General features: G+C 64.1%; 21 protein-coding genes. 9 read left to right on the top strand and 12 right to left on the bottom strand.

The features are described 5' to 3' along the window. Positions 1 to 103: 103 nt before the first annotated feature. The 5 genes from LB525_RS16115 to LB525_RS16095 form a co-directional block, all read right to left on the bottom strand. Positions 104 to 796: an N-acyl amino acid synthase FeeM domain-containing protein gene (locus LB525_RS16115; protein WP_224545347.1), complete on the bottom strand. Its 693-nt coding sequence runs from the start codon at positions 794 to 796 to the stop codon at positions 104 to 106. A 369-nt stretch (positions 797 to 1165) separates the two neighbouring features. Next, positions 1166 to 3481 carry a putative bifunctional diguanylate cyclase/phosphodiesterase gene (locus tag LB525_RS16110; protein WP_224545346.1) on the bottom strand — a complete coding sequence of 772 codons (2316 nt, stop codon included), beginning with the start codon at positions 3479 to 3481 and terminating at the stop codon, positions 1166 to 1168. A gap of 148 nt (positions 3482 to 3629) precedes the next feature. After that, positions 3630 to 7103, bottom strand: coding sequence for an indolepyruvate ferredoxin oxidoreductase family protein (locus LB525_RS16105; RefSeq protein WP_224545345.1), 3474 nt, complete (start codon positions 7101 to 7103; stop codon positions 3630 to 3632). A 207-nt stretch (positions 7104 to 7310) separates the two neighbouring features. Then, positions 7311 to 7841, bottom strand: coding sequence for a hypothetical protein (locus LB525_RS16100; RefSeq protein ID WP_224531556.1), 531 nt, complete (start codon positions 7839 to 7841; stop codon positions 7311 to 7313). Continuing rightward, positions 7834 to 8442 (bottom strand): CGNR zinc finger domain-containing protein, encoded by a 609-nt coding sequence (locus LB525_RS16095; protein ID WP_095769381.1) that lies wholly within the window; start codon positions 8440 to 8442, stop codon positions 7834 to 7836. Before LB525_RS16095 ends, LB525_RS16100 begins: the two co-directional genes overlap by 8 nt. A 93-nt stretch (positions 8443 to 8535) precedes the next feature. Here LB525_RS16095 and LB525_RS16090 point away from each other — a divergent pair, with 93 nt between their 5' ends. From LB525_RS16090 to LB525_RS16075, 4 genes are all read left to right on the top strand, one after another. Next, positions 8536 to 9441: a branched-chain amino acid ABC transporter permease gene (locus LB525_RS16090; RefSeq protein WP_224531558.1), complete on the top strand. Its 906-nt coding sequence runs from the start codon at positions 8536 to 8538 to the stop codon at positions 9439 to 9441. Between the two features lie 187 nt (positions 9442 to 9628). Then, the gene (locus tag LB525_RS16085; protein ID WP_224545344.1) at positions 9629 to 10234 is read left to right on the top strand and encodes a TRAP transporter small permease subunit; all 606 of its coding nucleotides are present in this window, start codon (positions 9629 to 9631) and stop codon (positions 10232 to 10234) included. After that, the gene (locus tag LB525_RS16080) at positions 10231 to 12084 is read left to right on the top strand and encodes a TRAP transporter large permease subunit (protein WP_224545343.1); all 1854 of its coding nucleotides are present in this window, start codon (positions 10231 to 10233) and stop codon (positions 12082 to 12084) included. The genes LB525_RS16085 and LB525_RS16080 overlap by 4 nt, the downstream gene beginning before the upstream one ends. 8 nt (positions 12085 to 12092) lie before the next feature. Beyond that, on the top strand, positions 12093 to 13121 hold the full coding sequence (locus LB525_RS16075) for a zinc-dependent alcohol dehydrogenase family protein (RefSeq protein ID WP_224545342.1): 1029 nt from the start codon (positions 12093 to 12095) through the stop codon (positions 13119 to 13121). 246 nt (positions 13122 to 13367) lie between these two features. On the opposite strand, the gene LB525_RS16070 is transcribed toward LB525_RS16075, so the two are convergent. Next, positions 13368 to 14477 carry a TRAP transporter substrate-binding protein gene (locus LB525_RS16070; protein ID WP_224545341.1) on the bottom strand — a complete coding sequence of 370 codons (1110 nt, stop codon included), beginning with the start codon at positions 14475 to 14477 and terminating at the stop codon, positions 13368 to 13370. 267 nt (positions 14478 to 14744) lie between these two features. On the opposite strand from LB525_RS16070, the gene LB525_RS16065 reads away from it, so the two are divergent. Beyond that, positions 14745 to 15518: a gamma-glutamyl-gamma-aminobutyrate hydrolase family protein gene (locus LB525_RS16065; RefSeq protein WP_095769386.1), complete on the top strand. Its 774-nt coding sequence runs from the start codon at positions 14745 to 14747 to the stop codon at positions 15516 to 15518. Between the two features lie 18 nt (positions 15519 to 15536). On the opposite strand, the gene LB525_RS16060 is transcribed toward LB525_RS16065, so the two are convergent. From LB525_RS16060 to LB525_RS16040, 5 genes are all read right to left on the bottom strand, one after another. Beyond that, a complete protein-coding gene (locus LB525_RS16060) occupies positions 15537 to 15923 on the bottom strand; it encodes a hypothetical protein (protein WP_224545340.1) in 387 nt (128 codons plus the stop codon). Between the two features lie 176 nt (positions 15924 to 16099). Beyond that, positions 16100 to 17080 (bottom strand): 2-hydroxyacid dehydrogenase, encoded by a 981-nt coding sequence (locus LB525_RS16055; RefSeq protein WP_224545339.1) that lies wholly within the window; start codon positions 17078 to 17080, stop codon positions 16100 to 16102. Continuing rightward, on the bottom strand, positions 17077 to 18099 hold the full coding sequence (locus LB525_RS16050; RefSeq protein ID WP_095769389.1) for a LacI family DNA-binding transcriptional regulator: 1023 nt from the start codon (positions 18097 to 18099) through the stop codon (positions 17077 to 17079). The genes LB525_RS16055 and LB525_RS16050 overlap by 4 nt, the downstream gene beginning before the upstream one ends. A 66-nt stretch (positions 18100 to 18165) precedes the next feature. Next, the gene (locus LB525_RS16045; RefSeq protein ID WP_176477149.1) at positions 18166 to 19050 is read right to left on the bottom strand and encodes a DMT family transporter; all 885 of its coding nucleotides are present in this window, start codon (positions 19048 to 19050) and stop codon (positions 18166 to 18168) included. A 425-nt stretch (positions 19051 to 19475) separates the two neighbouring features. Beyond that, positions 19476 to 19883: a DUF2000 family protein gene (locus tag LB525_RS16040; RefSeq protein WP_224545338.1), complete on the bottom strand. Its 408-nt coding sequence runs from the start codon at positions 19881 to 19883 to the stop codon at positions 19476 to 19478. Between the two features lie 34 nt (positions 19884 to 19917). On the opposite strand from LB525_RS16040, the gene LB525_RS16035 reads away from it, so the two are divergent. Beyond that, positions 19918 to 20781, top strand: a complete 864-nt coding sequence (locus LB525_RS16035; protein ID WP_224545337.1) for an AraC family transcriptional regulator — start codon at positions 19918 to 19920, stop codon at positions 20779 to 20781. A 185-nt stretch (positions 20782 to 20966) separates the two neighbouring features. Here the strand turns inward: LB525_RS16035 and LB525_RS16030 are convergent, their stop codons facing one another. Further along, positions 20967 to 21440, bottom strand: coding sequence for a MarR family winged helix-turn-helix transcriptional regulator (locus LB525_RS16030; protein WP_027169177.1), 474 nt, complete (start codon positions 21438 to 21440; stop codon positions 20967 to 20969). Between the two features lie 371 nt (positions 21441 to 21811). Between LB525_RS16030 and LB525_RS16025 the strand changes: the two genes are divergently transcribed. The 3 genes from LB525_RS16025 to LB525_RS16015 all read left to right on the top strand — a co-directional run bounded on the left by LB525_RS16025 (position 21812) and on the right by LB525_RS16015 (position 25524). Beyond that, the gene (locus LB525_RS16025) at positions 21812 to 22855 is read left to right on the top strand and encodes a CobW family GTP-binding protein (protein ID WP_224545336.1); all 1044 of its coding nucleotides are present in this window, start codon (positions 21812 to 21814) and stop codon (positions 22853 to 22855) included. Positions 22856 to 23084: 229 nt separating this feature from the next. Next, positions 23085 to 24059 carry a WD40 repeat domain-containing protein gene (locus LB525_RS16020; protein ID WP_224545335.1) on the top strand — a complete coding sequence of 325 codons (975 nt, stop codon included), beginning with the start codon at positions 23085 to 23087 and terminating at the stop codon, positions 24057 to 24059. 88 nt (positions 24060 to 24147) lie between these two features. Beyond that, a complete protein-coding gene (locus LB525_RS16015; protein ID WP_224545334.1) occupies positions 24148 to 25524 on the top strand; it encodes an aspartate aminotransferase family protein in 1377 nt (458 codons plus the stop codon). The last annotated feature ends 8 nt before the right edge of the window (positions 25525 to 25532 follow it).

Genomic DNA, 25532 nt, shown 5'->3' with positions numbered 1-25532 from the left:
CTGCGGAGCTTGTATCGACGCAATTCCGGACGGAAAACCGCTCACACTTTTCCTGGAATTGCTCTGACAACGCCGCCGCCGGCGAAAGGTTCATGGCCTGTCTTCAGGCAGCGGCGCGGTAGTATTTCGCCGTCGGCAGAATGGTGAGGGGCGTCAGCCGGTTGATGGCCGGATTGCCGAACATCATCCGCTGCTCCATCGGCGTCGATCTGAAGAACGGCAATCGTTTGAGCGTCAGGCGCATGTTTTCGCCGGCCGGGATTTCGAACAGTGCGAGCGGGGGAAGAACGCCCGGAAATACTTTAGCCTCTGTCCTCTGCACGGCCTGAAAGTAACGAACGTAAAAAGCGGAATGCTCCATCTTGACCGGCGTCAGCACCGAGTCCTGGCCAAAATAACAGGAGGCGACCATGGCAATCCTGAGTGTCAGGAAAGGTATCACTCCGGGCGACGGTGCGCTGGCAGGATCGGCTGCGAACCGGGTTCCATCGATGAAGGTTTCTCCGCGCGCAAGCCGCTCCCTCAATATTTCCGGATAGGCATCGACGGAGGGCGAGAACGGGCACTCGCTGGTAATATAATGGAAACGCAGTGTGCTGACCAATTGGCCATAGCAATAGACACCGAACCGGTAGGCGTTGGGCAGATTATCCCAGCGATCCTCGAACATACCGCTCGCGATCGGACCACACATACCTGAGCGCCGATAGGAATTGTAGCGGAGCCGGTATATCGCCTCCTGATCTTCACCCCCGGTGATGAGACGATATTCGACATGATCCAGCAGTTGCATCATGGATCGGTTGAGCGCCGAGTCGATTCTAGCGCTGGCGTCGACCGACGCGCTCTTTCTAGCAACAACCATAGTCTGTCCTCGAATTCCGCTTATAAATAAGCTATTCGAGTTGAAATGAGACACAAGCTGAAAATTCGATATCGCTGGTTTACCGGTTGTTAACCTTAACGGCCGTGAATCGTTCGGCGATCTCATGTGAAAAATGCAGGATCGTGCAGCCGGGTTGTCTGATCCGAACTGGCGGCGATCACCGCGGTGATTCTGAAATCAGGTGCTGCGCGCACCAGGACGTGGCGGATTTAGACAGCGCCCGAGCTGTCATCCTTTCATTGGGTGAACATTCGATCTGTTTTTTGAACGCAATAGCGTTCAGCTGGCTGTCCGTTTGCCGGCGATATACAGATCCGCTGCAAACGGCCACGTGACACTCGACATCGTCTCGATGCCCGACGCGCTGAGCGCGGCGCCGAAGAGGAAGCCCTGCACGAAGTCCGGCTTGACCAGATGGACCAGCGTCTTCAGCTGCTCGAACGTTTCGACCCCTTCGATGGTGACAGAAAGACCCAGCGTCCGGGACAGGCCGACGATGCCCTTCAGAAGATCGAGCGACTGCCGGTTCTGGTTCAAATCGATCAGGAAGGAGCGATCGATCTTGATCTTGTCGAGCGGCAGCTTGTGCAAATAGCTGAGGCTGGAATAGCCGGTGCCGAAATCGTCGAGCGCAATGCGGACGCCAAGCGTCTTCATCTCTTCGATCAGCTCGCGCGTCAGCGATTTGTCGTCGAGCAAGGCGGTCTCGGTGACCTCGATTTCGAGCCTGTGCGGCGCAAGGCCTGACGCCGCCAGCGCGTCACGAACCTTCTGCACCACGTCGCGGTTGCGGAAATCCTTGGCCGAAAGGTTGACCGATACGCTGGTCTGCGTCGGCCATTTGGCGCATTCGGCGCAGGCCGCCTGCAACACGAAAGTACTGATGTCGGCAATGATGCCCATCTCCTCGGCGAGCGGGATGAAGACGCTGGGCGAGATCGGGCCGAGATCGGGATGGTCCCAGCGGCAGAGCGCCTCGCAACTGGCGATGCGCATGGTGCTGGTGGCCACGATCGGCTGGTAGACGACGCGCAACTCCCTGGCCTGCACGGCATTGCGCAGGTCGGCCTTCATCAGCTGGCGATTGCGGAACGCGGCATCCATTGATGCCTCGAACAGCCGCCAGCTGTTCTTGCCGAGCTCCTTGGCCTTGTAGAGGGCAAGGTCGGCCTTGACGATCATGGCGTCGACATCGGTGTCTTCGACCCTGGACAACACGGCGCCGCCGCTGGCCTGGATGCGTAGGCTGTGACCGGCGACATCCACCTCCCCCTGCAGGTTGACGAAGATCTCGTCGAGCAAATCGTTGAGATGGCTCTCGTCCTCGATGCGGTCGAAGAAGACCATGAACTCGTCGCCGCCGAAACGGCTGACATTGATGCCTGGCCCAGCGACCGCAGCCAGCCGCTCGGCCAAGGCATAGATCAGCCCATCGCCGACCGGATGGCCGAGTGTGTCGTTGACGCTCTTGAAATCGTCGAGGTCGAGCACGGCGAGGCCGCAGAGCCGGTCGCGGTCGCCGGACGCCATGGCTTCGCCGACCAGTTCGTTGAAATAGGCGCGGTTCGGCAGCCCCGTCAAATTGTCGTAGCGCGCCATGAAGCGGATCTTTTCCTCCGCCTCGACGCGGGCCGTCACGTCCTCGAAGGTGATGACGCCCAATTCCTGGCTGCCTTCGCGCGCGGAAAATTCATAGTGCTGGCCATTGGCAAGCGAAACCAGCACCTTGCGGTCGCGGCCTTCGCGCAAGGCGCGCGTCAGCTGCGCCTCGATGTAGCGGCAGTCCTTTGGCGCCAGCATGCCGCCGGCAACGCCGCGCATCAGCAGGCTGTGGATCGAGCGCCCGAGCAGCGCCTCGGACGATTTCAGCGACATCAGATGGGCAGCCTCGGCATTGGCCACCGCGACGCGCCCGTCCGGGCCTAGCATGACCAGGCCGTGCGACATGGTGTTGAGCGCGCGGTCGAACCGGCGCGTCAGGTTCCTCGCCTGCTTGTGGCCGATGACCGCGGAGAAGAGCACGTTGCGGACATGGTCAGCGCTGCTGATCGTGACGAACGTCAGCGGGATGATCATCAAGCCGAGGACGACAGAAGCCATATCCATACGCAGGATGAGCGCAAGAGCCGCCGGCCCGACGAGGGTCAAGGAAAAAATCTGGACCATGCGCATGGACCCGTAACTTCGCCCGACAACCGTTACCAGGGTCGTCAACGACAACGACACGGACGCCAGTTCACCAAACTGGTCAGGACGCAGGTAGATCGACACGAAGCAGAATGACCCCAATGCGAGGCCCTGCGCGCTGCCTTTGATAATGTAGTTGCGCTCTATCGCTTCTGCCTCTGCGACACTTGCTATGGTGCCGCCCGCTCTATGGAAGCCTTGGATGCTGAAGTACCGCCAGAGGCTGGCCGATAGCAGAACGAAAGCCAAAGCCAGATAAAGCACATCCTGCGTGCGCAGGTAGACCATGAAACCGACAATCCAGTAGCATACGCCGCCGATCGCCACCATGCCGGCGTTGTCGAACAATGCCCGCACGAACTGGATATAGACGTCCGCCGGGATGCTCTCGGTCTTCGCTCTGCCCATACACTCGGCCCAACACTACGCCTTGTCATGCCACACCCCGCCTTAAGAAAGGCTTAGAACGGCGCGCGGCGACGGTTGCAGAGGGTTGCTATAAGCAGGACGGATAAGGGATTCGGGATTTTGGCGCGGCGTCAACGCGCCGGCGCGATCACTCCGCCGCCCGAAGCGAAGGCTCCGCGGGGGCTTGCTTCAAACGCTCGATCAAACGCGAGCGCTCGCCCGCCGCCTTGTCGGCGCTGGCCTGCCGGACATGGCCGTAGCCGCGGATAAGCGCCGGCACGGAGGCCAGGGCCGTCGCCGCTTCCATCCTGCCCGGCGCCAGCGCGCCGGCGATCAGCTCGAGATCGGCTTCGTATGCCCTCAGCGACTGCCGCTCGATGCGCCGCTCGGCCGTGTAGCCGAAAAGGTCGAAGGCGGTTCCACGCAGGCCCTTCATCGCCGCCAGCAGCCGAAAGCCCTTCATCATCCACGGGCCGAAGCTCGATTTGCGGGGCTTGCCGTCATTGCCGCGCCGCCCGAGGATCGGCGGCGCGAGATGGAACTCGAGCTTGTCGTAGCTCTGGAACTGCTTGGCGAGGTCGGCGGCGAAAGTGCCGTCGGTGTAGAGCCGCGCCACCTCATACTCGTCCTTGATCGACATCAGCTTGAAGAGGTTCCTGGCGACGGCCTCGGTCACTGCGGTCGAGCCGGGCACGGCCTTGGCTTCGGCGGCGCGCAACGTCGCCACGCGGTCGGCGTAACGCCTGGCATAGGCTGCGTTCTGATAGGCGGTAAGGAAGGCGACACGGCGGGCGATGACATCGTCCAGCGTCTCCGCCGGTCGGGAAGCCGGCTTGTCCGTCTGGCTGACCAGGCCGCGCACGAAATCGGGCTGATGCGCGGCGCGGCGGCCCCAGCGGAAGGCCGCGATGTTCATCGGCACCGCCTCGCCGTTCAATTCTATCGCCTTTTCAACGGCTTCGGCGGAAAGCGGCAGTCCGCCATGCTGGAAGGCGAAGCCGAGCATGAACATGTTGGCGCCCAGCGAGTTGCCGAACAAAGCCGTCGCCGTGCGGGTGGCGTCGAAGAAATGCGCCTTGTCGTCGCCGGCCGCCGCCCGGATCGCCTTCTTCAGCCGCTCGACCGGCAGCGAGAAGTCGGCGGACCGGGTGAATTCGCCGGGCATGATCTCGGCGGTGTTGGCGAGGAAGATCGTGTGGCCCTCGCGCACCGCGCCCAGCACCTTCTTGGCGCCGGAGACGACGAGATCGCAGCCGAGCACAAGGTCGGCCTTGCCGGCCGAAACGCGGATGGCATGGATATCCTCGGGCGTCGGGGCGATGCGGACATGGGTGAAGACCGAGCCGCCCTTCTGGGCGAGGCCGGCCATGTCGATCATGCCGCAGCCCTTCCCTTCAAGATGCGCGGCCATGCCGAGCACCGCGCCGACGGTGACAACGCCGGTGCCGCCGACCCCGTCGATGATCCCCGCCCAGCCCTGGGTGCCCATGCGGAATTCAGCCGGCGCGGGCACGCCGTCGAGAGGATCGGCCTTGCCGGCAATGCCCTCTGCCTTCCTGATCTTGCCGCCATGCACGGTGACGAAGGACGGGCAGAAGCCGTTGAGGCAGGAGAAGTCCTTGTTGCAGCTCGACTGGTCGATCCGGCGTTTGCGGCCGAATTCGGTCTCGACCGGCTGGATCGAGACGCAGTTCGACTGGACGCCGCAATCGCCGCAGCCTTCGCAGACCAGTTCGTTGATGAAGACGCGCTTGTCCGGATCGGGGAAGGTGCCGCGCTTGCGGCGCCGGCGTTTCTCGGCGGCGCAGGTCTGGTCGTAGATGAGAATGGAAACGCCTTTGAGCCCACGCAACTCGCGCTGGACGAGATCGAGGTCGTCACGGTGATGGATGCTGACGCCGGCCGGGAAATCGGCCTTGCCGGCATATTTGTCGGGCTCGTCGGTGACGACGGCGATGCGCTCGACGCCCTCGGCGCGCACTTGTCTGGCGATCATGTCGACGGTCAGGCCGCCCTCATGCGGCTGGCCTCCGGTCATGGCGACGGCGTCGTTGTAGAGTATCTTGTAGGTGATGTTGGCGCCGGAGGACAGCGCGAAGCGGATCGCCAGCACGCCGGAATGGTTATAGGTGCCGTCGCCGAGATTCTGGAAGATGTGGTCGCGCTTCGAGAACGGCGCCTGTCCGACCCATTGCGCGCCCTCGCCGCCCATGGCGGTGAAGCCGACCGTATTCCTGTCCATCCACAGCGCCATGAAATGGCAGCCGATGCCGGCGGCGGCGATCGAGCCGTCCGGTACTTTGGTCGAGGAATTGTGCGGGCAGCCGGAGCAGAAGAAAGGCGTGCGCGAGCCGATATCGACAGTGTCTGCGAGCATCGCCTGGAACTGGCGCAGCTTCGCCAGCCGCGCGGCGATTTCTTCCGACGGGCCGATGGTGCGCAGAATCCGTTCGCCGAGCGCGATGGCGATCTCGTTCGGATCGAGCGCGCCCTTGGCCGGAAACAGCCAGTCGCCGCGCTCGTCCTTCTTGCCGACGATCACCGGCTGCGTGGCGGTGCCGTAGAGGTTCTCGCGCAGCTGAACCTCGATCAAAGAGCGCTTTTCCTCGACAACGACGATGGTGTCGAGGCCGCGCGCGAACTCGGCGATGTGCTGGAAGTCGAGCGGCCACGGGCAGCCGACCTTGAACAGGCGGATGCCGATGCGGTTGGCGGCCGCCTCGTCGATGCCGATATCCTCCAGCGCCTGGCGGACATCGAGATAGCTCTTGCCGATGGTGATGACGCCGAGCTTGGGATTGCGGCCGCCGGAATAGACGATGCGGTTGAGACCATTGGCCTGGATGAAGGCGGAGGCGGCGGCGCGCTTGTACTCGTGCAGCCGCTCTTCCTGGCCAAGCATGTCGATCTCGTGGCGGATGTTGAGGCCGCCCGGCGGCATGTCGAATTCGGGAATGACGATGCCCAGACGCTCGATCGAGGCGTCGACCGAGGCGGTCGATTCGATGTTGTCCTTGACGCATTTGATCGCCGCCCAGGTGCCGGCGAAGCGCGACATTGCAAAGCCGTAGAGGCCGTAGTCGATGATCTCCTGGACGCCTGCCGGGTTGAGGATCGGCACCATGGTGTCGACGAACAGGAATTCGGTGGCATGCGCATTCGTCGAGGATTCGGCCATGTGGTCGTCGCCCATCAGGGCAAGCACGCCGCCGTGCTTGGACGAGCCGGCAAGATTGGCGTGGCGGAAGACGTCTCCGGAACGGTCGACGCCCGGCCCCTTGCCGTACCAGACGGAAAAGACGCCGTCATGCGTGCCCTCGCCCAGCAACTCGGTCTGCTGAGAACCCCAGCAGGCGGTGGCGGCGAGTTCCTCGTTGAGGCCGGGCTGGAAGACGATGTCGGCAGCCGCAAGCTGCTTCTTGGCCCGCCACAGCTGCATGTCGAGGCCGCCCAAAGGCGAGCCGCGATAGCCGGAGACGAAGCCCGCTGTGTTGAGGCCCGCGCGGCGGTCGCGCTCGCGCTGCATCAGAAGCATGCGCACGACCGCCTGCGCGCCGGACAGGAAGACGCGCTCCTTGCCAAGGTCGAACTTGTCGTCGAGCGCGACGTCGTGCAGCGTCATCAGGTATTTCCTCTGCGGAGGCGGCTCAAATCAGGCAGCCAACGTCGGAGTGGGACGCCGCAGTCTTTCTTCCCTTGGCGGAGAGGTCAAACAAAATCGCAGAGGCCAAATAACACGCAACAAACGGTCTGGCGAGTGGCCGACGGCGCATGCAAGACCGCGCTAACCGCTTCCCGAGGAACAAAAATTTCGTGAGCGCTGGGCGTTTCAGGTCGCTTTCGAGCAATCCGGCTTCTGCGCATCGGGCAGCCTGCCGTCAGGATGGCCGGCAAGGTCCGGGTTGAGCTCGTAATTCGGGCCGATCACCAGCGGCCGGTCCGGCAGCATCGTCTGATCCTCCGACGAGGTCATGGTGGTGTCGATGCTTTGCAGCAATGTGCCGCTGGCATCCTGGATGCGGATCGAGACTTTGTAAGGCTTGTCCTTGACCACGCAGGAGAGCGGCGGGCTGGTGAGCGTGATATGGGGCAGCTTCGGCCAGATCTTCTGGTTGACGACGAGCGGATCACCGCCGGCCGGGTTCTGGAAGCTCACCACCGCGATCTGGCCGTCGACCATCGGCCGCAGCGGCTTCAGCGTGATGACATAGGTGGCGATGGCCAGCCGGTAATTGAACTCGAACAGCTTGCCGGAGATGGCGAAGAGTTGCTCCTTGCCGGTGTCGCGGCAGGCGCCAAGCGCGAATGCAGCGATCAAGGCGACGCCGACCAGAGCCGAACGCGACAATTTCCTAAGCATTGCTGACCTCCCTCGCCGCTGTGCGGCGGCGGTAATAGCGGTTTGCCTTCTGGCGGTTGCCGCAAACCGCCATGTCGCACCAGAGGCGACTGGCGTTGCGGCTGCGGTCGACGAACAGCCAGCTGCAATTGGGACAGATCCTCAGCCTCGCCACCGTTTCGTCGCGCAGAAGCGACAGCGCCGAGACGGCCAAAGCCGCCTCGAAGGCGATTGGCGTTTGCGGATCGCCGAAAGGCTGGCCCGGCACCCCGATCTCGGTCGCGCTGCCGGACAGCCCGCCGGCGCAGGCCGTGAGGAAGTCCGGCAAGTGGCTGGTCGCAATCGCGCCGTTCGATACGGCATGGCGAAACAGGCGGTCGGTCGCTTCGCGAATCGAGACGACGGCTGGCTTTATCTCGCCCGGCTCCGGCGCCTGCAGCCTTCGGCCGCCGAGCTCGGCCGCGCGAAAGCCGCTCGCCGCCTCGGCGAAGCGGGCGATCTCGGCCGGATCGTCAAAACGGTCAAAGGACTTTTGCGGATCGTTGCGCAGCACGACGGTGTTCGCCGTGTCGAGCGCAAGGATGCCGCCGGTGAAGCGGTGCGGGGTCCAGGAAACCGTCATGATAGAAATCTAACCGATAAAACGCATTTGACAAGTTAGATTCCGAGTGCAACGGTCCGGCGGGGTCGCGTCATACGACCTGTAGGATATCGCATGCTCTATTTCTTCCAGCAGGTGCTGAACGGGCTGCATTCGGGCGCTCTCTATGCGCTGCTCGCCTTCGGCTATGTGCTGACCAACGGCATCCTGCATCGCACCAACCTGGCTTACGGCGCGTTGTTCGCCTTCTGCGGCCAGACGATGATCCTGACCGCCGCCTTCGGCTATCAGGCGCTGTGGCTGACGCTGGCCGCCGCGGTAGTGCTCGGCGTCGCCGCCGCCGTGCTTTATGCCGCGCTGATCAGCCACGTCCTGTCGCGCAGCGTTTTCGAGAGGCTCGCCGACCGCTCGCCCAACGCCATCGTGGTGACGACGCTCGGCATTCTCATCTTCCTGTCGGAAGCGAGCCGCATCGCCGCCGACACGCATGACCTATGGCTGCCGCCGATGCTCGCCAACCCCGTCATCTTTGCCCAGGGTGACGGCTTCAAGGTGACGCTCACCGTCATCCAGTTGCTCGATTGCGCTTGTATCATCGCGGTGGTGGCGCTGGCGGCCTGGCTGTTCTCGCATTCGCATTTCGGCCGCGCCTGGCGCGCCGTCTCCGACGACCCGAAAGCGGCGGCGATGTGCGGCATCGACGTCACCGCCGTGTTCCGCCGCGCCGTGCTGTTCAGCGGCTTTTGCGCCGCCCTGGCCGGCGTGCTTGCCGGTCTCTATTATGGCAATGTCTCCTTCGGCACCGGGCTGGTCTACGGCCTCAAGATCCTGTTCGTGACGGCGGTCGGCGGTTATCTGTCGCCGCTCAAGGCGGCGCTTGGTGCCGCGGCCTTCGGTATGGCGGAATCGCTCTGGGCCGGCTATTTCCCGCTCGAATGGCGCGACGCCTGGATCTATCTCTTCCTCGTCGCCATGCTGGTGCTGATCGGCGCCGGGCGCGACCAGGCCAAGATCGCCTGAGCTCCCAGACTTTGGTTGCATGACGTGGCGTCATGCGGCGGCATTCCGCCTCTGAGCGGCTTGCCGATCTGTTTGCCGTCGCTTTGTCATGTTGACCTGCCGGACCACGCACTGCATATCGTTGGGCCAAGCAGCGCGACACCGGAGGGGGAATCGGGCGCGCTGCCGGTACCAGGGAGGACTATGCATGGCAGGGCTGCTCGCTCTATCCAGGACGATCGACCGCATCAACGAGTTCATCGGCCGCTGGGTGTCGTGGCTGATCCTGCTCGCGATCCTGGTGAGCGCTGGCAATGCCGTCATCCGCAAGGTGTTCGACATCTCCTCCAACGCCTGGCTGGAGCTGCAGTGGTACCTGTTCGGGGCCGCCTTCATGCTGGCCGCCGCCTACACGCTGAAACAGAACGACCATATCCGCATCGACATCGTCTACGGCATGTTCTCGCGCCGTGTGCAGCACTGGATCGACCTCTTCGGCCATCTGTTTTTCCTGATGCCGTTCGTGGTGCTGATGGTGATCTATTTCGTGCCTTATGTGTCGCTTTCCTTCCGCAGCGGCGAGATGTCGACCAATGCCGGCGGCCTGATCGTGTGGCCGGCCAAGGCCATCCTGCTGGTCGGCTTCTTCCTGCTCGCGCTGCAAGGGATTTCCGAAATCATCAAGAAGATCGCCATCATGCGTGGTGACATGGACGATCCCACTCCTTTCATCTCGGCCCATGAGCAGGCCGAGCTCGAGGCCAAGGCGCTGGCCGAGGAAGCCAAGGCGCACGCGGGCGAGGTGCGCTCGTGATCGAATTCATCGCGCAGAACATGGCGCCTATCATGTTCGCCTCGCTGGTCATCTTCCTGTTGATCGGCTACCCCGTAGCCTTCTCGCTTGCCGCCAACGGGCTGATGTTCTTCTTCATCGGTGTCGTGCTGTCGCCCTATTCCGGCGGGTCGATCAACCTTGCCTGGCCGCTGCTGCATGCGCTTCCCGACAATTTTTACGGCACCAGGGTGATGTCGAACGACACGCTCTTGGCGATACCGTTCTTCACCTTCATGGGTATCGTGCTGGAGCGCTCCGGCATGGCCGAGGATCTGCTCGACACGATCGGGCAGCTGTTCGGGCCGATCCGCGGCGGGCTTGCCTATGCGGTGATCTTCGTCGGTGCGCTGCTTGCCGCAACGACCGGCGTGGTGGCCGCTTCGGTCATCGCCATGGGCCTGATCTCGCTGCCGATCATGTTGCGCTACGGCTACGACCGGCGCGTGGCCTCGGGCGTCATCGCCGCCTCCGGCACGCTGGCGCAGATCATCCCGCCGTCGCTGGTGCTGATCGTGCTGGCCGACCAGCTGGGACGCTCGGTCGGCGACATGTATGCCGGGGCGTTGATCCCCGGCCTCGTGCTCACCGGCATCTACATGCTCTACATCCTGATCATGTCGATCGTCCGGCCGAACTCGATGCCGGCGCTGCCGCTCGAGGCGCGTACGCTCGGCCACGGTGTGATATCTCTGCTGGTGGCAGTTGTGGTGACGGGCGCGATTTCATACGCGGCCTATCGCTATCTTGCGCCGACCCACGGCGACAATGCCGACATCCTCGGCTTCGCCGTCGGCGTCATCATCATTTATGTCGTCGCCATCCTCGATCAGCGGCTCCGTATCAACATGATGTCGAAGCTGGCGCAGCAGGTGGTGATCGTGCTGATCCCGCCGTTGGCGCTGATCTTCCTGGTTCTGGGCACCATCTTCCTCGGCATCGCCACGCCGACGGAAGGCGGCGCCATGGGCGCCGTCGGCGCGCTCATCATGGCGGCAATGAAGGGCCGCCTGACGATGGACGTCATCAACCAGGCGCTGGCCTCGACGACCCGGCTTTCCGCCTTCGTGCTGTTCATCCTGATCGGCGCGCGCGTGTTTTCGCTGACCTTCTATGGCGTCAACGGCCATATCTGGGTCGAGCACCTGCTGATATCGCTGCCCGGTGGCGAGACCGGCTTCCTGATCGGCGTCAACATCCTGGTCTTCGTGCTTGCCTTCTTCCTCGATTTCTTCGAACTCGCCTTCATCATCGTGCCGCTGCTGGCGCCGGCGGCGGACAAGCTCGGCATCGACCTGATCTGGTTCGGCGTGCTGCTCGGCGTCAACATGCAGACCAGCTTCATGCACCCGCCTTTCGGCTTCGCGCTGTTCTACCTGCGCTCGGTCGCGGCCCGCGTGCCCTACCTCGACAGGATCACCGGCAAGCAGATCGCGCCGATCAGCACCGGGCAGATCTATTGGGGCGCCGTGCCGTTCGTCCTGATCCAGGTGATCATGATCGGGCTGACCATCGCCTTCCCGCAGATGGTCATGCGCTACAAGGGCGCCGCGGTGGAGCCCAGCACCATCGACCTCAGGCTGCCCGACATGCCTTCGCTGTCGCCGCTCGGCACGCCCCCGGCGAACAACAATGGAGCTGCGCCATCCAATGGCGGCGCGCCGGCGGCACCCGGCACGCCCGACCTGTCGCAGCCGCCGAGCTTTGGCGATGCGCCGGCCAAGCCGGCGGCGCCGGCGCCCGATCTGTCGCAGCCGCCGAGCTTCGGCGATGCGCCGGCCAAGCCGACGGCGCCAGCGCCCGATCTCTCGCAGCCGCCCAAATTCAATTGAGGATACCCATGAGAGCCGTGCGGCTGGAAGCTGTAGGTAAGATCGGGTTGCGCGAGGTCGCAAAACCCGTTCCCGGGCCTGAGGACGTTCTGGTGCGCATCGAGGCCTGCGGCGTCTGCGGCACCGACCGCCACCTCTTCCATGGCGAATTTCCCTGCACGCCGCCGGTGACGCTCGGCCATGAGTTCTCCGGCATCGTCGAAGCGGTCGGCGCGGCGGTGTCGGGCATTGCCGTCGGCGACCGCGTCACCGGCGATCCGAACATTGCCTGCGGGCGCTGCGCCCATTGCCATGCCGGCCGCGTCAATCTCTGCAGCAATCTGCGCGCCATCGGCATCCACCGCGACGGCGGCTTCGCCGATTACGTGCTGATGCCGCAAAGCCAAGCCTTCCGACTGCCCGCAAACCTCAAGCCGCCGCATGGCGCTTTCTGCGAGCCGCTCGCCTGCTGCCTGCACGGCGTCGACCTGGCCGCGATCCGGCCGGGCGCATCGGTCGTGGTGCTGGGCGGCGGCGTCATCGGCCTGCTCGTCGTGCAGTTGGCCAAGCTCGCGGGCGCGGCGACCATCATTCTGTCGACCCGGCAGGCTTCGCGTCGCGCGCTCGCCGAGGAACTCGGCGCGACCGCGACGATTGACCCAAGCGCCGGCGACCCGATCGCGGCCGTGGTCGGGCCGAATGGCCTGGCGCCCGGCGGCGTCGACGTGGTGCTGGAATGCGCCGGCGTCCGCGACACGGTCGAGCAGTCGATGCGCATGGCAAAGGCGGGCGGCACGGTGGTGATCGTCGGCGTCGTGCCGCAAGGCATGAAGGTGGGAATCGAGCCGTTCGATCTCTTGTTTCGCGAACTGAAGGTGCTCGGCTCCTTCCTCAACCCGTTCACGCATGGAAGGGCGGCGCAGCTGATTGCCTCCGGCGCGATCGAGATCGACCGGCTGATCTCGAAGCAGGTCAGCCTCGAAGAGGTACCGAACGTGATCGCCAATCCGCCGGCGCCGGGCGAGGTCAAGGTGCTGGTGGTGCCGGGCCAAGGCTGATGGCGCAGTTTTCCGTCTTGCAACGTTGGCGATTGGCGAAACCGCCGATGAGGGCGCCCCTCTCCCCGTCCCTGTACGGGGAGAGGATGCCGGCAGGCAGGTGAGGGGCGGCGCCGACGTCGGATGGGTAAGGGTTAGACCCAGATCACGGCTCTAGGCTTTTCAATCGCCGAAGCTGGCGCTGCCCCTCATCCCCCTGCCGGGACCTTCTCCCCGTATAGTGACGGGGAGAAGGGGCTAATCTTCCTACAGCTTCCCGTTGCGCTGCTGCACCATCATGAAGGTGTCGTAATTGTATTCGGCGACCTGGGCCCAGAGATAGTGCTCCTTGCGGAAGGCCTTGATCGATTCCCAGATCTTCTTGAACGGCGCGTTGTTGGATTCCATCTCGGCGTAGACCTCGTTGGCCTTCTCGAAGCAGGCGACCATGATCTCTTGGCTGAACGGCGCCAGCTTGGCACCGTTCGACACCAGCCGCTTCACCGCCGCCGGATTGAGATAGTCGTACTTCTGCAGCATGTTGGCGTCCGCCGCTTGCGCGGCGGTATGCACCAGCGACTTGTAGGCCGGCGAAAGCTCTTCGTATTTGGCCTTGTTGAACATCAGATGCACGGTCGGGCCGCCTTCCCACCAGCCTGGATAGTAGTAGTAGGGCGCGACCTTATAGAAGCCGAGCTTCTCGTCGTCATAGGGGCCGACCCATTCGGCGGCGTCGATGGTGCCCTTCTCCAGCGCCGGATAGATGTCGCCGCCGGCGATCTGCTGCGGCACGACGCCGAGCTTCTGCACAACTTTGCCGGCAAAGCCGCCGATGCGCATCTTGAGGCCCGAGAGATCGGCCACCGTGTTGATCTGCTTGCGGAACCAGCCGCCCATCTGAACGCCGGTATTGCCGCCCGGCAGGCCGAACAGCCCTTGCGTGGCGAGGAACTCGTTGAACAGGTCGATGCCGCCGCCATGATAGTGCCAGGCATTCATACCGCGCGCGTTGAGCGAGAAGGGCACTGCGGCACCGAGCGCCCAGGTCGGGTCCTTGCCCCAGTAATAGTATGCGACCGTATGGCAGGCCTCGACCGTGCCGGCCGTGGTGGCGTCCGCAGCCTGCAGGCCGGGCACGAGCTCACCGGAGGCGAAGACCTGGACCTGGAAATTGCCGTCGGTCGCCTCGGACAGCATTTTTGAGAAGACTTCGGCGCCGCCATAGATCGTGTCGAGCGATTTCGGGAAGGACGATGCAAGCCGCCAGGTCACCTTGGGATTGGACTGGGCAATGGCCGGCGTGGCAAGTGCCGCCGCGGCTGCCGCGGCGCCCACGCCGGACGCACCGGCCTTGCGAATGAAAGAACGACGATCCATTAAGTTTCCTCCCTTGCGGATCAGCTGACCGACGTCAGGCCATCCTCGTGCCCGGATCGGTTGGGGAAGAAACATACACAGGCAAAGAGTCGAGTCCAGTGTTGCGGGCGAGGGTTGCAGCCATTCCGGCGCCGCGTGCAACTATAGTCTAACGAGCCTGCCGCTGGACCACGCAAGGCAGCGAAACTTGCCATGGCAAACTGCCTTCAGATCGCCTATTTTGTAGGCAGATTAACTCCTTAGCTCTCGAAGGAATCCAAACCCAAAATGCAGCAACCGCTCGTCGCAGTCTCGTCCGACGTCCGCCAGTTCGACAACTACACCTGGCACGCGGCACCCCAGCAGTATCTGGAAGCGGCGGTTGCCGGCGCCGGCGTGTTCCCGCTGCTGGTGCCGTCCTTCGGCGACCGGCTCGATTTCGACGAGCTGCTGTCGTCGGTCGACGGCGTCATGGTGACGGGCTCAAAGTCCAACGTGCATCCCTCGCTCTATGGCGGCGATCCCAGCGAGGCCAACGGCCCCTACGATCCGGCGCGCGACGCAACCACGCTGCCGCTGATCCGCAAGGCGATCGAGCGCGGCGTGCCGTTGCTTGCCATCTGCCGCGGCATCCAGGAGCTGAACGTCGCGCTCGGCGGCACGCTGGGCACCGAAATCCAGGAGCGCGATGGCTCGCTCGACCACCGCGCGCCGGTGAGCGACAATCAGGACGAGCGCTTCGGCATCCACCAGACGATCTCGATCAAGCCCGGAAGCTGCCTTGCCGGCGTGTTCGGCGCCGGCGAGATCAAGGTGAATTCGCTGCATCGCCAGGCGATCGACCTGCTGGGCTCCAGGCTCCAGGTCGAGGCTTTGGCCAGCGACGGCACGATCGAAGCAGTCTCCGTCAAGGATGCCCGCGCCTTCGCAGTCGGCGTGCAATGGCACCCCGAATACTGGGTGAAATCGGACAGCAATTCCGCCAAGATCTTCAAGGCCTTCGGCGATGCGGTGCGCCTGCATGCGGCCGCGAAAACAGGGGCTCGCGCCGCGGCAGAGTAAGCCTGGACAGTTCCGCGGCTATTCGCTCGTGCTCAGCGCCAGAAGCGGCGCGGCCGGCGCGTAGGATTCGTAGCCGTCGCCATCGGCAACGCCGAAGGTGACGATCGGATCGACCCCGTCGTCACTGAAAGCGACCGAACCATCCGCCTGCTCGCGCCAGAATTTCGCGTGTTCGATGCCAGGCATCAGCTTGCGGCAGTTCGGGGCGACGGAAAGCAACGACAGGCCCTCCGAGACTTCGGCGCCGCGGTGGATGGCGCAGGCCGCTTCATCGCCATTGGCGGTCAGCCGATAGGCGTTTGTCGGGATGAGTTCGGTGGCCTCGCTTTGGCCGTTACCGCCATGCAGGAACTGAACGCCCCCGAACAACGCTACCGATGCTGCCAAGCCAACGAACAGCTTCACCCCGCCTCTCCGCACATAACCAAGTATGCAGAATGATTCCAAAGGGTTAAGTGGGCGTGGCGACGGGTGCGGATTGGAGCAATTGGCTTTCCGTCCGGAATTGCACCAAAGCAAAGAGACAGGCGCGGTTCGCCGTTTCCGTGAATTCGCCGTTTTCCCTGAAACGGTGAAACGCCTCAGGCTCGCGCCTTGACGTTGAGCGTCTCGGGCACCGGCGTCAGCGGCCGGCGGTCGGTAAACCACGACACGAGGTTGTCGACGCACAGATCGGCCATGGCGCGGCGGGTGTGGACCGACGCCGAGCCGATATGCGGCAGAAGCGAGGCGTTGGGAGCATCGAGCAGGGCCTGCGGCACGTTCGGCTCGTCGGCAAAGACGTCGAGCCCGACGGCTGCGATGGTGCCGCTTTCGAGGGCCGCCGCGAGGGCTGCCTCGTCCACCGTCGAGCCGCGGCCGATATTGACGAAGACGCCGTTCGAACCCAGCGCCGACAACACCTCGGCACTGACCGCGTTCTCGGTGGAGGCGCCGCCCGGGGCAATGCAGATCAGCGTGTCGACGGCTTCGGCAAGCCCCTTCAAAGTGGCATGATATTCGTAAGCCAGGCCTTCGACCTTGCGGCGGTTGTGATAGGCGATCGGCAGGCCGAAGGCTTCAAGGCGACGGGCGACGGCCCGGCCGATGCGGCCCATGCCGAAGATACCGACGTGGCGGCCACGCAAGGTAAGCCGGCTCAGGCGATAATTGCCCTTGGTCACCCAGTCGCCGTCGCGCAGCCATTTCTCGGCGGCGTAGAGCTCGCGCACAGTGTTGATCAGAAGGCCGATGGCAGTATCGGCGACCTCCTCGGTCAAGACATCGGGCGTGTTGGTGACCATGACGCCGCGCTTGGCCGCATGATTGGCGTCGACCGAATCATAGCCGACGCCGAAACTGGCGATGATCTCAAGATTGGGCAGCGCATCGATCATCGCCGCGTCGATGCCTGCATAGGAGGCTATGCCGCGCACCGTGGCGCGGATCTCGTCCGTAACCAAAGACGGATCGGCGCGTTCGATCCGCACACATTTGAACGCCTCGTCGATGCGGCCGAGGGCATGGTCGTTGAAATCGCCCGGCACAAGGATGGCGACCGGCAATTTTCCTTCGGCCTTCATGCACGCTCCACCGGCTTGCCGGTCGACTGCCGCACATGCAGTTCCGGCTTGATCAGCTCCTGCGAGGGCCGCACTGCCTGTCCGTTCAATTTGTCAAGCAGGGCGCTGGCGGCGCGGCGGCCGACCTCGCGCTGGCCGTTCCAGACCGTGGTCAGGGCCGGTGTCGCGATTGCCGCCTCCTCGAGATCGTCATAGCCGGTGACCGAGATATCGACGCCCGGCACGAGGCCGGCGCGCGCGATGCCGTTCATCAACCCGATCGCGACCAGATCGTTCCAGCAGCAGGCAGCGGTGGGCCTGTCCTTCAGCGCCAGAAACTGTCCCGAGGCCTCGAAACCCGCCTGCTTGGTGCGCGGCCCGGGAATGCGCCAGGACGGCTTCACCTCCAGGCCGGCCGCCTCCATCGCGTTGAGATAGCCCTGGTAGCGGTCGCGGCCGGTCGAGGTCTGGTCGGTGCCGCCGACCATGGCGATGCGCTTGTGGCCGAGCGAGATCAGATGATTGGTGGCAAGCGCGGTGCCATAGGCATCGTCGCCGCGGAACACCGGCACATCGGCGCCGGCAACGGTGCGCGCGATCAGCACTGCCGGCAGGCCGTTTTCCTCGGCCATGATGATGTCCTCGGCCGGCGTGCCGATGGCCGGCGACATGATGACGCCGTCGGCGCCCAGCTGCAGCAGCGTGTCGATGAAGGTGCGCTGCTTTTCCAGCTGGTCGTAGTGGTTTGACAGGATGAAGGTCTGGCGGCTGCGGTCGAGCTCGCTTTCGATCGAGCGCAGTATCTCGGCGAAGAACGGGTTCATGATGTCGTGCACGACGACGCCGACGATGCCGGAGCGCGAGGTGCGCAACGAGGCGGCGCGACGGTTGTAGATATAGCCGATGGCGCGGGCGTGCTCCTTGATGCGCTCGCGCGTCGTGCCGGCGACCAGCGGGCTGTCGCGCAGCGCCAGCGACACCGTTGCCGTGGACACGCCGAGCGCATCCGCGATCGTCGAAAGCTTGATCTTCTGTGCCAGTGCCCTTCGCTCCCCAGGGTCTTTAAATTTTTTAAAACGGCCTTATGCCACCGGATTCGGCGCAAATCAAAGTTTTTTCGCGAGCGCCTCGGCCTCGGTGTCGAGCGAGGCGGAGTTGCGGACGCGAAGCCGGTGCTCGCGATGGATGATGTAGAGCCCGCTGGCAACGATGATGGCGGCGCCGAGCAGCGTCCAGCGGTCGGGGAACTGGTGGAAGATCAGCCAGCCGGAAATGATCATCCACACCATCTGCGAATAGGGATAGGGCGCGAGCTGGGTCGTGGTCGCCAGACGATAGGCCCGGACCAGCAAATAGTGGCCGCCGGCGCCGAAGACGCCGAGCATCAACAGGATGACCCAGTGCCAGCCATCCTGCGGCAATGACAGCGAGAAAGGCAGCAGCGGCAGGAGCAGCACGGCGGGTGCCAGCGCCGAAAAGAGGATCAGGCTCTCCGAGGTCTCCGTCGACGACATGCGCCGCGTCATGATCACGTAAAAACTGTTCGACAGCATCGAGCCCAGCGCGAAAAGATGACCGATGCCGAACACGCCGACGCCAGGCCTGGTGATGATGAGCACGCCGACAAAGCCGGTGAGAATCGCCAGCCAGCGCCGCCAGCCGGCCCATTCGCCGAGCAGCGGGCCGGCAAGCGCGGTGATGACCATCGGGCCGAAGAAATAGATCGACGTTGTCTCGGCCAACTGCAGCGTGCGCAGCGCCAGGATATTGAACATGGTCGAGCCGAACAAAAGGACGCCGCGCAAGAGGTGCGCCGGCAGGTTGTTGGCGCGGAAGCGAACCGGCTCGCGCCAGCCGCGCAGGAAGATGCCGACCAGCAGGACATGCACGGTGAAGCGGGCCCACGCGACGATCAGCGCCGAGACGCCGGCCAGCACCAGATATTTGCTGGAGGTGTCGAGAAAGGTGAAGCAGACATAGACGCACAGCATCAGAAGCATCGCCGCGGGCGGCGTTGCGCTGTCGTCATTATTTCTGGGAGCGCTCAAGGTCGGGCCGAAGGAAGATAGACGGTACCCTTCTGAGGCAATCGGCCCTTGCCAGCAAGCCAAAAGCGACTGGCCCAACAAGCTTCGGACAGGCTTAGAGCGCATTGTCGGTTGGCGATTGGCTTGAACAGTTCGCGCAGTCGTCATCCACGGGCGAAGCAAGGAGCGAAGCGACGCGCGCAGACCCGAGGATCCATGCCGTTACATTGACGCTCCGCCAGCGGCGCAGAATTCTGCCCCGTTGCACACTCCGGCTAAGGTCGCGGAATGGATCCTCGGGTCTCCGCGTCCGCTTCGCTCCCGCTCTGCCCGTGGATGACGAAGTTGGTGAGTTTGCTGCCAATCTCGGCGGTTCAAGATGGCATAAATCAGCCATGCATGCGGGCGCCCTTGGTGATCTTGTCGACGAGCTTTTTCTCGCCGCGCATGGCGATCCCGACGACCTTGGCGTCGTCCGGGGCGAATTCGGCGAAGACGGCGCGGTTGGCGACGTCGTGCCCGGTCGAAAACATCTCCTCGACATAAGCGGACGTCGTCACGCCGCGTTCCAATGTCCGGCGGTGAATCGTACCTAGCGTCGCCGCATCGGCCGACAAGACAATGACCGGCTGGATCGACATCGGGTTGTAGAGGTTGCCGGCACGATCACGGTAAGCCTCGCCGATGATTTCGGGGAACTGCGCAACGATGCCGCTGGTCAGGAACGCAGTGACGTTGAGCTTCTGCCATACCGGCAGGTCCTCTCTGAGAACAATTGCAATTTTCGTATCGAACACCAAGATTGAGACTCCGTGATGGGCGGGACAGGCGATGGCGCAGGCTCTAAGCGAAGAGGCGAAGGAAGGTCTTGAACGTTCGTGCGCGGATGCGACCGCCGGCGATCGCATCGTTTCGGCTCCGGGCGGCTCGGGTCTCGAACGCATCGAGGCGCGCTTCCATGGCAACGCCTTCGAGCTGCACCGGCACGACACCTATGCCATCGGCGTGACGCTGAACGGCGTGCAGCGCTTCCATTATCGCGGCGCGCTGCGACACAGCCTGCCCGGCCAGGCGATCGTGCTGCATCCGGACGAATTGCACGATGGCGGCGCCGGCACGGAAGACGGCCTGCGCTACAGGATCCTGTATCTGGAGCCGTCCCTGCTGCTCGACTGCCTCGATGGCGAGCCGCTGCCTTTCGTTCGCGACGCCGTGGTCGACGATCCTCGCTTGCGCGACACGTTGTTGTCGGCGCTGGCACCGCTGGACGAGGCACTCGGCGACCTGTTCGTGGCAGATTTCGTTGCGCAGCTGGCGCAACACCTCAAACGCCATGCCGGGCAGCCGGCAAAGTCAACGGGCAAGACCGCATGGCGCGCCGCCGCGCTTGCCCGCGACTATCTCGAGGAGAATGCCGAGCGACCGGTGCGCTCCGATGAGCTGGAGGCCGTCACCGGCCTCGACCGCTACGCGCTGTCGCGCCATTTTCGCGCCACCTATTCGACCAGCCCGCACCGCTTCCTGCTGATGCGCCGGCTGCAAAAGGCGCGGCGCATGATCGTCGAGGGCGAGTCGCTCGCGGAGATCGCCGCCGGCGCCGGCTTCAGCGACCAGAGCCATTTCAACCGGCATTTCAAGAAGGCATTCGGCATGACGCCGGGTCGCTGGGCGACGCTGGTTAGCGCGACGCGTTAGCGCGACGCGCAGCATCGTCGCTCAGGCGCGATGCGCAGCATCGTCGCCTTTTCCGCTAAGCCGCCGATACTTGGGTGAAGCGACGACGCTTACGCGTCGCGCTTGCAATGCTAAGCCGGTGCGTGGAGCGACGATGCTGCGCATCGCGCTTCGAACGTCTCGCGGTGAGCGATGACGCTCACGCGTCACGCTTCATCCAACTCCGCGTCGTCGTCGATCAGCACCAGATCTTCGTTCGATAGATTCGCCTCGATGCGGGCGAGCAGCTTGAACAGCGCCTTCTGGTCCTTCTTGTCGAGGCCTCTCAGCGCCTGTTTCTCGGTCTTCTTGACCGACTTCTCGATGGCGCGGATGGTTTCACGGCCGGACTCGGTGAGGAAGATATGGGCCTGGCGGGCATCGGCGTTGGAGGCGCGCTTTTCCAGGAAACCCTGCGCCTGCAGCCGGTTGATGGTCTTGGTGATGGTCGGCGGGCGCACGCCGAGCCGACCGGCGAGGTTGCCGGGTGTCTGGCCGTCCTCGCGGTCGAGCGCCAGCATGATCTGGTCCTGGCCGGCATAGAAGCCGTGCGCTAGAAGCCGCGCGGCGAGCGCTGTACGCGCCAGCCTTGCCGCCGAATGCAGCCGGCTCATTGTCGCTGTCTTGTCCGCCTTGGCCATGGTCGTTCCCTCTTCGGCCGAACCGGCGCGGACAAGCATAGAGGCTGTCCGACGGCTGGCAAATGACGATTTAAAGAGTCCGGCTTGCGGAACGCTTTGCCGGCAAGCATTGCGGTGCCCGCGCAGGTGATGCCAGATGTTTATTTCAGTTAGATGACAAACGACTTTTGCACCGGCGAGATTCACAGCGGACGCTGATGAAGGCGCTTGGGCGCCCGAGCGGCTCCTGCGTCTGGCCTGCCTCGGCCGCCGCCGATCCGTGCGTGGCGCCGCTCCGCTTGGAGGTCGGCCTGGCCCATCGGTTTGGCGCGTGCAAAAGCTCGACACCCATCCTATATCAGGCCGACAATCCAGGATTTTCGAGGCAACCCATGAGCGACGCACAGACGCAAATCCCCGTAACCGTTCTCACCGGCTATCTCGGCGCGGGCAAGACGACGCTGCTCAACCGCATCCTGTCGGAGAGCCACGGCAAGCGTTACGCCGTCATCGTCAACGAGTTCGGCGAGATCGGCATCGACAACGACCTGATCGTCGAATCCGACGAGGAAATCTACGAGATGAACAATGGCTGTGTCTGCTGCACGGTGCGCGGCGACCTGATCCGCGTGGTCGAAGGCCTGATGAAACGCCCGGGCCGCTTCGACGCCATCGTCGTCGAGACCACGGGCCTCGCCGACCCGGTGCCGGTGGCGCAGACCTTCTTCATGGACGACGACGTGCGCACCAAGACCAAGCTCGACGCGGTTGTGGCGCTGGTCGACGCCAAGCACCTGCCGCTGCGCCTGAAGGATTCCAAGGAAGCCGAGGACCAGATCGCGTTCGCCGACGTGGTGGTGCTGAACAAGACCGACCTCGTCACGCCGGACGAGCTCGAAAAGGTCGAAGCGACGATCCGCGCCATCAACCCGGCGGCAAAAATCCATCGCACCCAGCGTTCCAGCGTGGCGCTTGACGAAGTGCTCGACCGCGGCGCCTTCGACCTGTCGCGGGCGTTGGAGAACGATCCGCATTTCCTCGACGCGCACGACCATGACCATGACCATGACCATCATCATGATCATGATCATAACGGTCACGATCATCACCATCACGATCATGCTTCCGACATCCATGACGTGACGGTGAAGTCGGTGTCGCTGCGCGGCGGCGAGATGGATCCCAAGAAATTCTTTCCCTGGATCGAGAAGGTGACCCAGATGGAAGGACCGAACATCCTGCGGCTGAAGGGCATCATCGCGCTGAAGGGCGACGAGGACCGCTATGTGCTGCAGGGCGTGCACATGATCCTCGAAGGCGACCACCAGCGCGCCTGGAAGGATGGCGAAAAACACGAAAGCCGGCTGGTCTTCATCGGCCGCGATCTCGACGCCGAGCGGCTCAGGAAGAGTTTTGAGGCCTGCCAGGCAGCTTGATTTCCTGACTTTCAAGCGCTAGCGCTGCCCGTTCTTCCTTCTCCCCTTGTGGGAGAAGGTGGCCTCGCGAAGTGAGGTCGGATGAGGAGTGCTCCAGTTCGGCGATGACGGCGTTCCGTCACCCACCCCTCAACCGTCTCGGCGCTGCGCGCCGATCCACCTTCTCCCACAAGGGGAGAAGGCAAGGCCGCACCTAGCCGCGCTGGCTAATCTCGAACGGACCGTTTGCATGCCCACAGTCGCCCCGCTTGATCTCGAAGGCCATTGCGTTGCCGCCGTCTTCTTGAACGACGTGCCGCATTTCGCGCTCGCCGACGGCGCGATCCACCGGCTCGATAATGGGCACAAGACGGTTCAGGCCAATGACGGCCTGCTTGCCGCCTTCCATGACGCGGCCAACGACCGGCTGATCACCGGCGGCGAGGATGGCAAGGTGTTTGCCGTGAAGGCCGGCGGCGAGGTGAGCGAGCTGGCCAGCGCCGGCAAAAAGTGGATCACCAGCGTCACTGCCGGACCGCAGGGCGCGATCGCCTATGCCTCGGGCAAGACGGCCTTCGTGCGTTTCGCCGACGGCAAGATCAAAGAATTTGCCCATCCGCGTTCGGTGGAGGGGCTGGCCTTCTCGCCCAAGGGCATGCGTTTCGGCGTCGCCCGCTACAACGGCGCGACGCTGCATTTCCCGGCCGCCGAGGGCAAGCCGGTGGAGCTCGAATGGGCAGGCGCCCATACCGGCATCACCTTTTCACCGGACGGCGCCTTCCTCGTCACCACCATGCAGGAGAACGCGCTGCATGGCTGGAAGCTTGCCGACGGCAAGCACATGCGCATGAGCGGCTATCCCGGCAAGGTGAAGAGCCTGTCCTGGAGCGTGAAGGGCAAGTGGCTGGCGAGCTCCGGCGCGCCGGCAGCGATCGTGTGGCCGTTCGCCAGCAAAGACGGGCCGATGGGCAAGGCGCCGCTGGAACTCGGCACGCGCGGCAATACCATGGTGACCTGCGTCGCTTGCCATCCGAGCCAGGATGTCGTGGCCATCGGCTATGGGGACGGCATGGTGATCGCGGCGCGCTTCGCCGACGCCAAGGAAGTGCTGCTGCGCCGGCCCGGCACCGGCGCCATCACGTCGATGATGTGGGACAAGGAAGAACGCCGCATCGTCTTCGGAAGTGCTACCGGCGACTGCGGCGTGATCGATATCACCGCGTAGGCAGTAGGGAATAGGCAGTGGGGCTTAGGGACGACGGCACCTACCGCCTACTGCTACTGCCTACTGCCTACTGCCTGAGGGGGGCTTCATGCATTCAATCGACCGGACTTCCATCGGCGGCATCGACGTCGCCCGCATCGCCGAATTGCGCGAGACGGAGGCGGCCGCCTTCCGCAAGGCGCGGCCGAAATCCGAGGCGAAGCTCGGCAACGGCATTGCCGGTTTCCTCGGCGGGGTGCCGATGCACTGGATGAGCGACTGGCCGACGCCGTTCCCGATCCTGGTCGACGGCGCCAAGGGCGCTACCATCACTGACATCGACGGCAATAGGCTCGACGATTTCTGCCTCGGCGATACCGGCTCGATGCTCGGCCATTCGCCGCCGGCGGTCGCCCGCGCGATCCGCCGGCAGGCCGCTCGGGGTCTGACTTATATGCTGCCAAGCGAGGATGCGCTGGCGATCGGCCCACTGCTTCAGCAGCGCTTCGGCCTGCCCTACTGGCAGATCGCCACCACCGCCACCGACGCCAACCGCTTTGCGCTGCGCGTCGCCCGCGCGGTGACCGGGCGCGAGAAGATCCTGGTCTTCAACGGCTGCTATCATGGCTCGGTCGACGAGACGATGGTGCGGCTGATCGACGGCAAACCGGTCAACCGGCCTGGGCTGGCCGGCGAGTTCCGCGACCTGACGCGAGCCACGAAGATTGTCGAATTCAACGATGTTGCAGCCTTGGAAGCAGCACTTGCCGACCGCGACGTCGCCTGCGTCATCACTGAGCCGGTGCTGACCAATTCCTGCATGGTGCTGCCGGAACCCGGTTTCCACGACGCGCTGCGGCGCCTGACCCGCGCGGCCGGCACACTGCTGCTGATCGACGAGACGCACACGATTTCGACGGGGCCGGGCGGTTATACGCGCAAGCACGGGCTGGAGCCGGACCTGTTCGTGCTCGGCAAGCCGGTGGCCGGCGGCGTGCCGGCGAGCATCTGGGGCATGAGCGAGGAGGTCGCCTCGCGCTATGGCGCCTACAACCAGACCAAGGAGCCCGGCTATTCCGGCATGGGCACCACGCTGTCGGCGAACCCGCTGCAATTCGCGGCGATGCGCGCCACGCTGGAAGAGGTGATGACGGAGGCAGCCTACGCCCATATGGACCGGCTGGCGCGCCGCCTCGATGCGGGGCTCTCCGCCGTCATTCAGCGAAGCAAGCTGCCCTGGCATGTCGCGCGGGTCGGCGCCCGCGTCGAGTTCATCTGTGCGCCCGGACCGCTGCAAAACGGCGGCGAGGCCGAGAAGGCGCATGCGCCGGAACTCGAAGCCGCCATCCATGTCGCGCTGGTCAATCGCGGCGTGCTGATCGCGCCGTTCCACAACATGATGCTGATCTCACCGGCAACGACTTCGGCGCAAGTGAGCCGACTGATCGCCGCCTTCGCCGCGGTTGCGGGCAAGCTTGCGGCGTGAGAAAAGCG

Origin of the sequence: Mesorhizobium sp. CA16, from assembly GCF_020165175.1 — a bacterium.
Taxonomy (GTDB): domain Bacteria; phylum Pseudomonadota; class Alphaproteobacteria; order Rhizobiales; family Rhizobiaceae; genus Mesorhizobium.
Note: the sequence above shows the minus strand (reverse complement) of the source record. Positions and strands in the feature narration are given on the sequence as shown.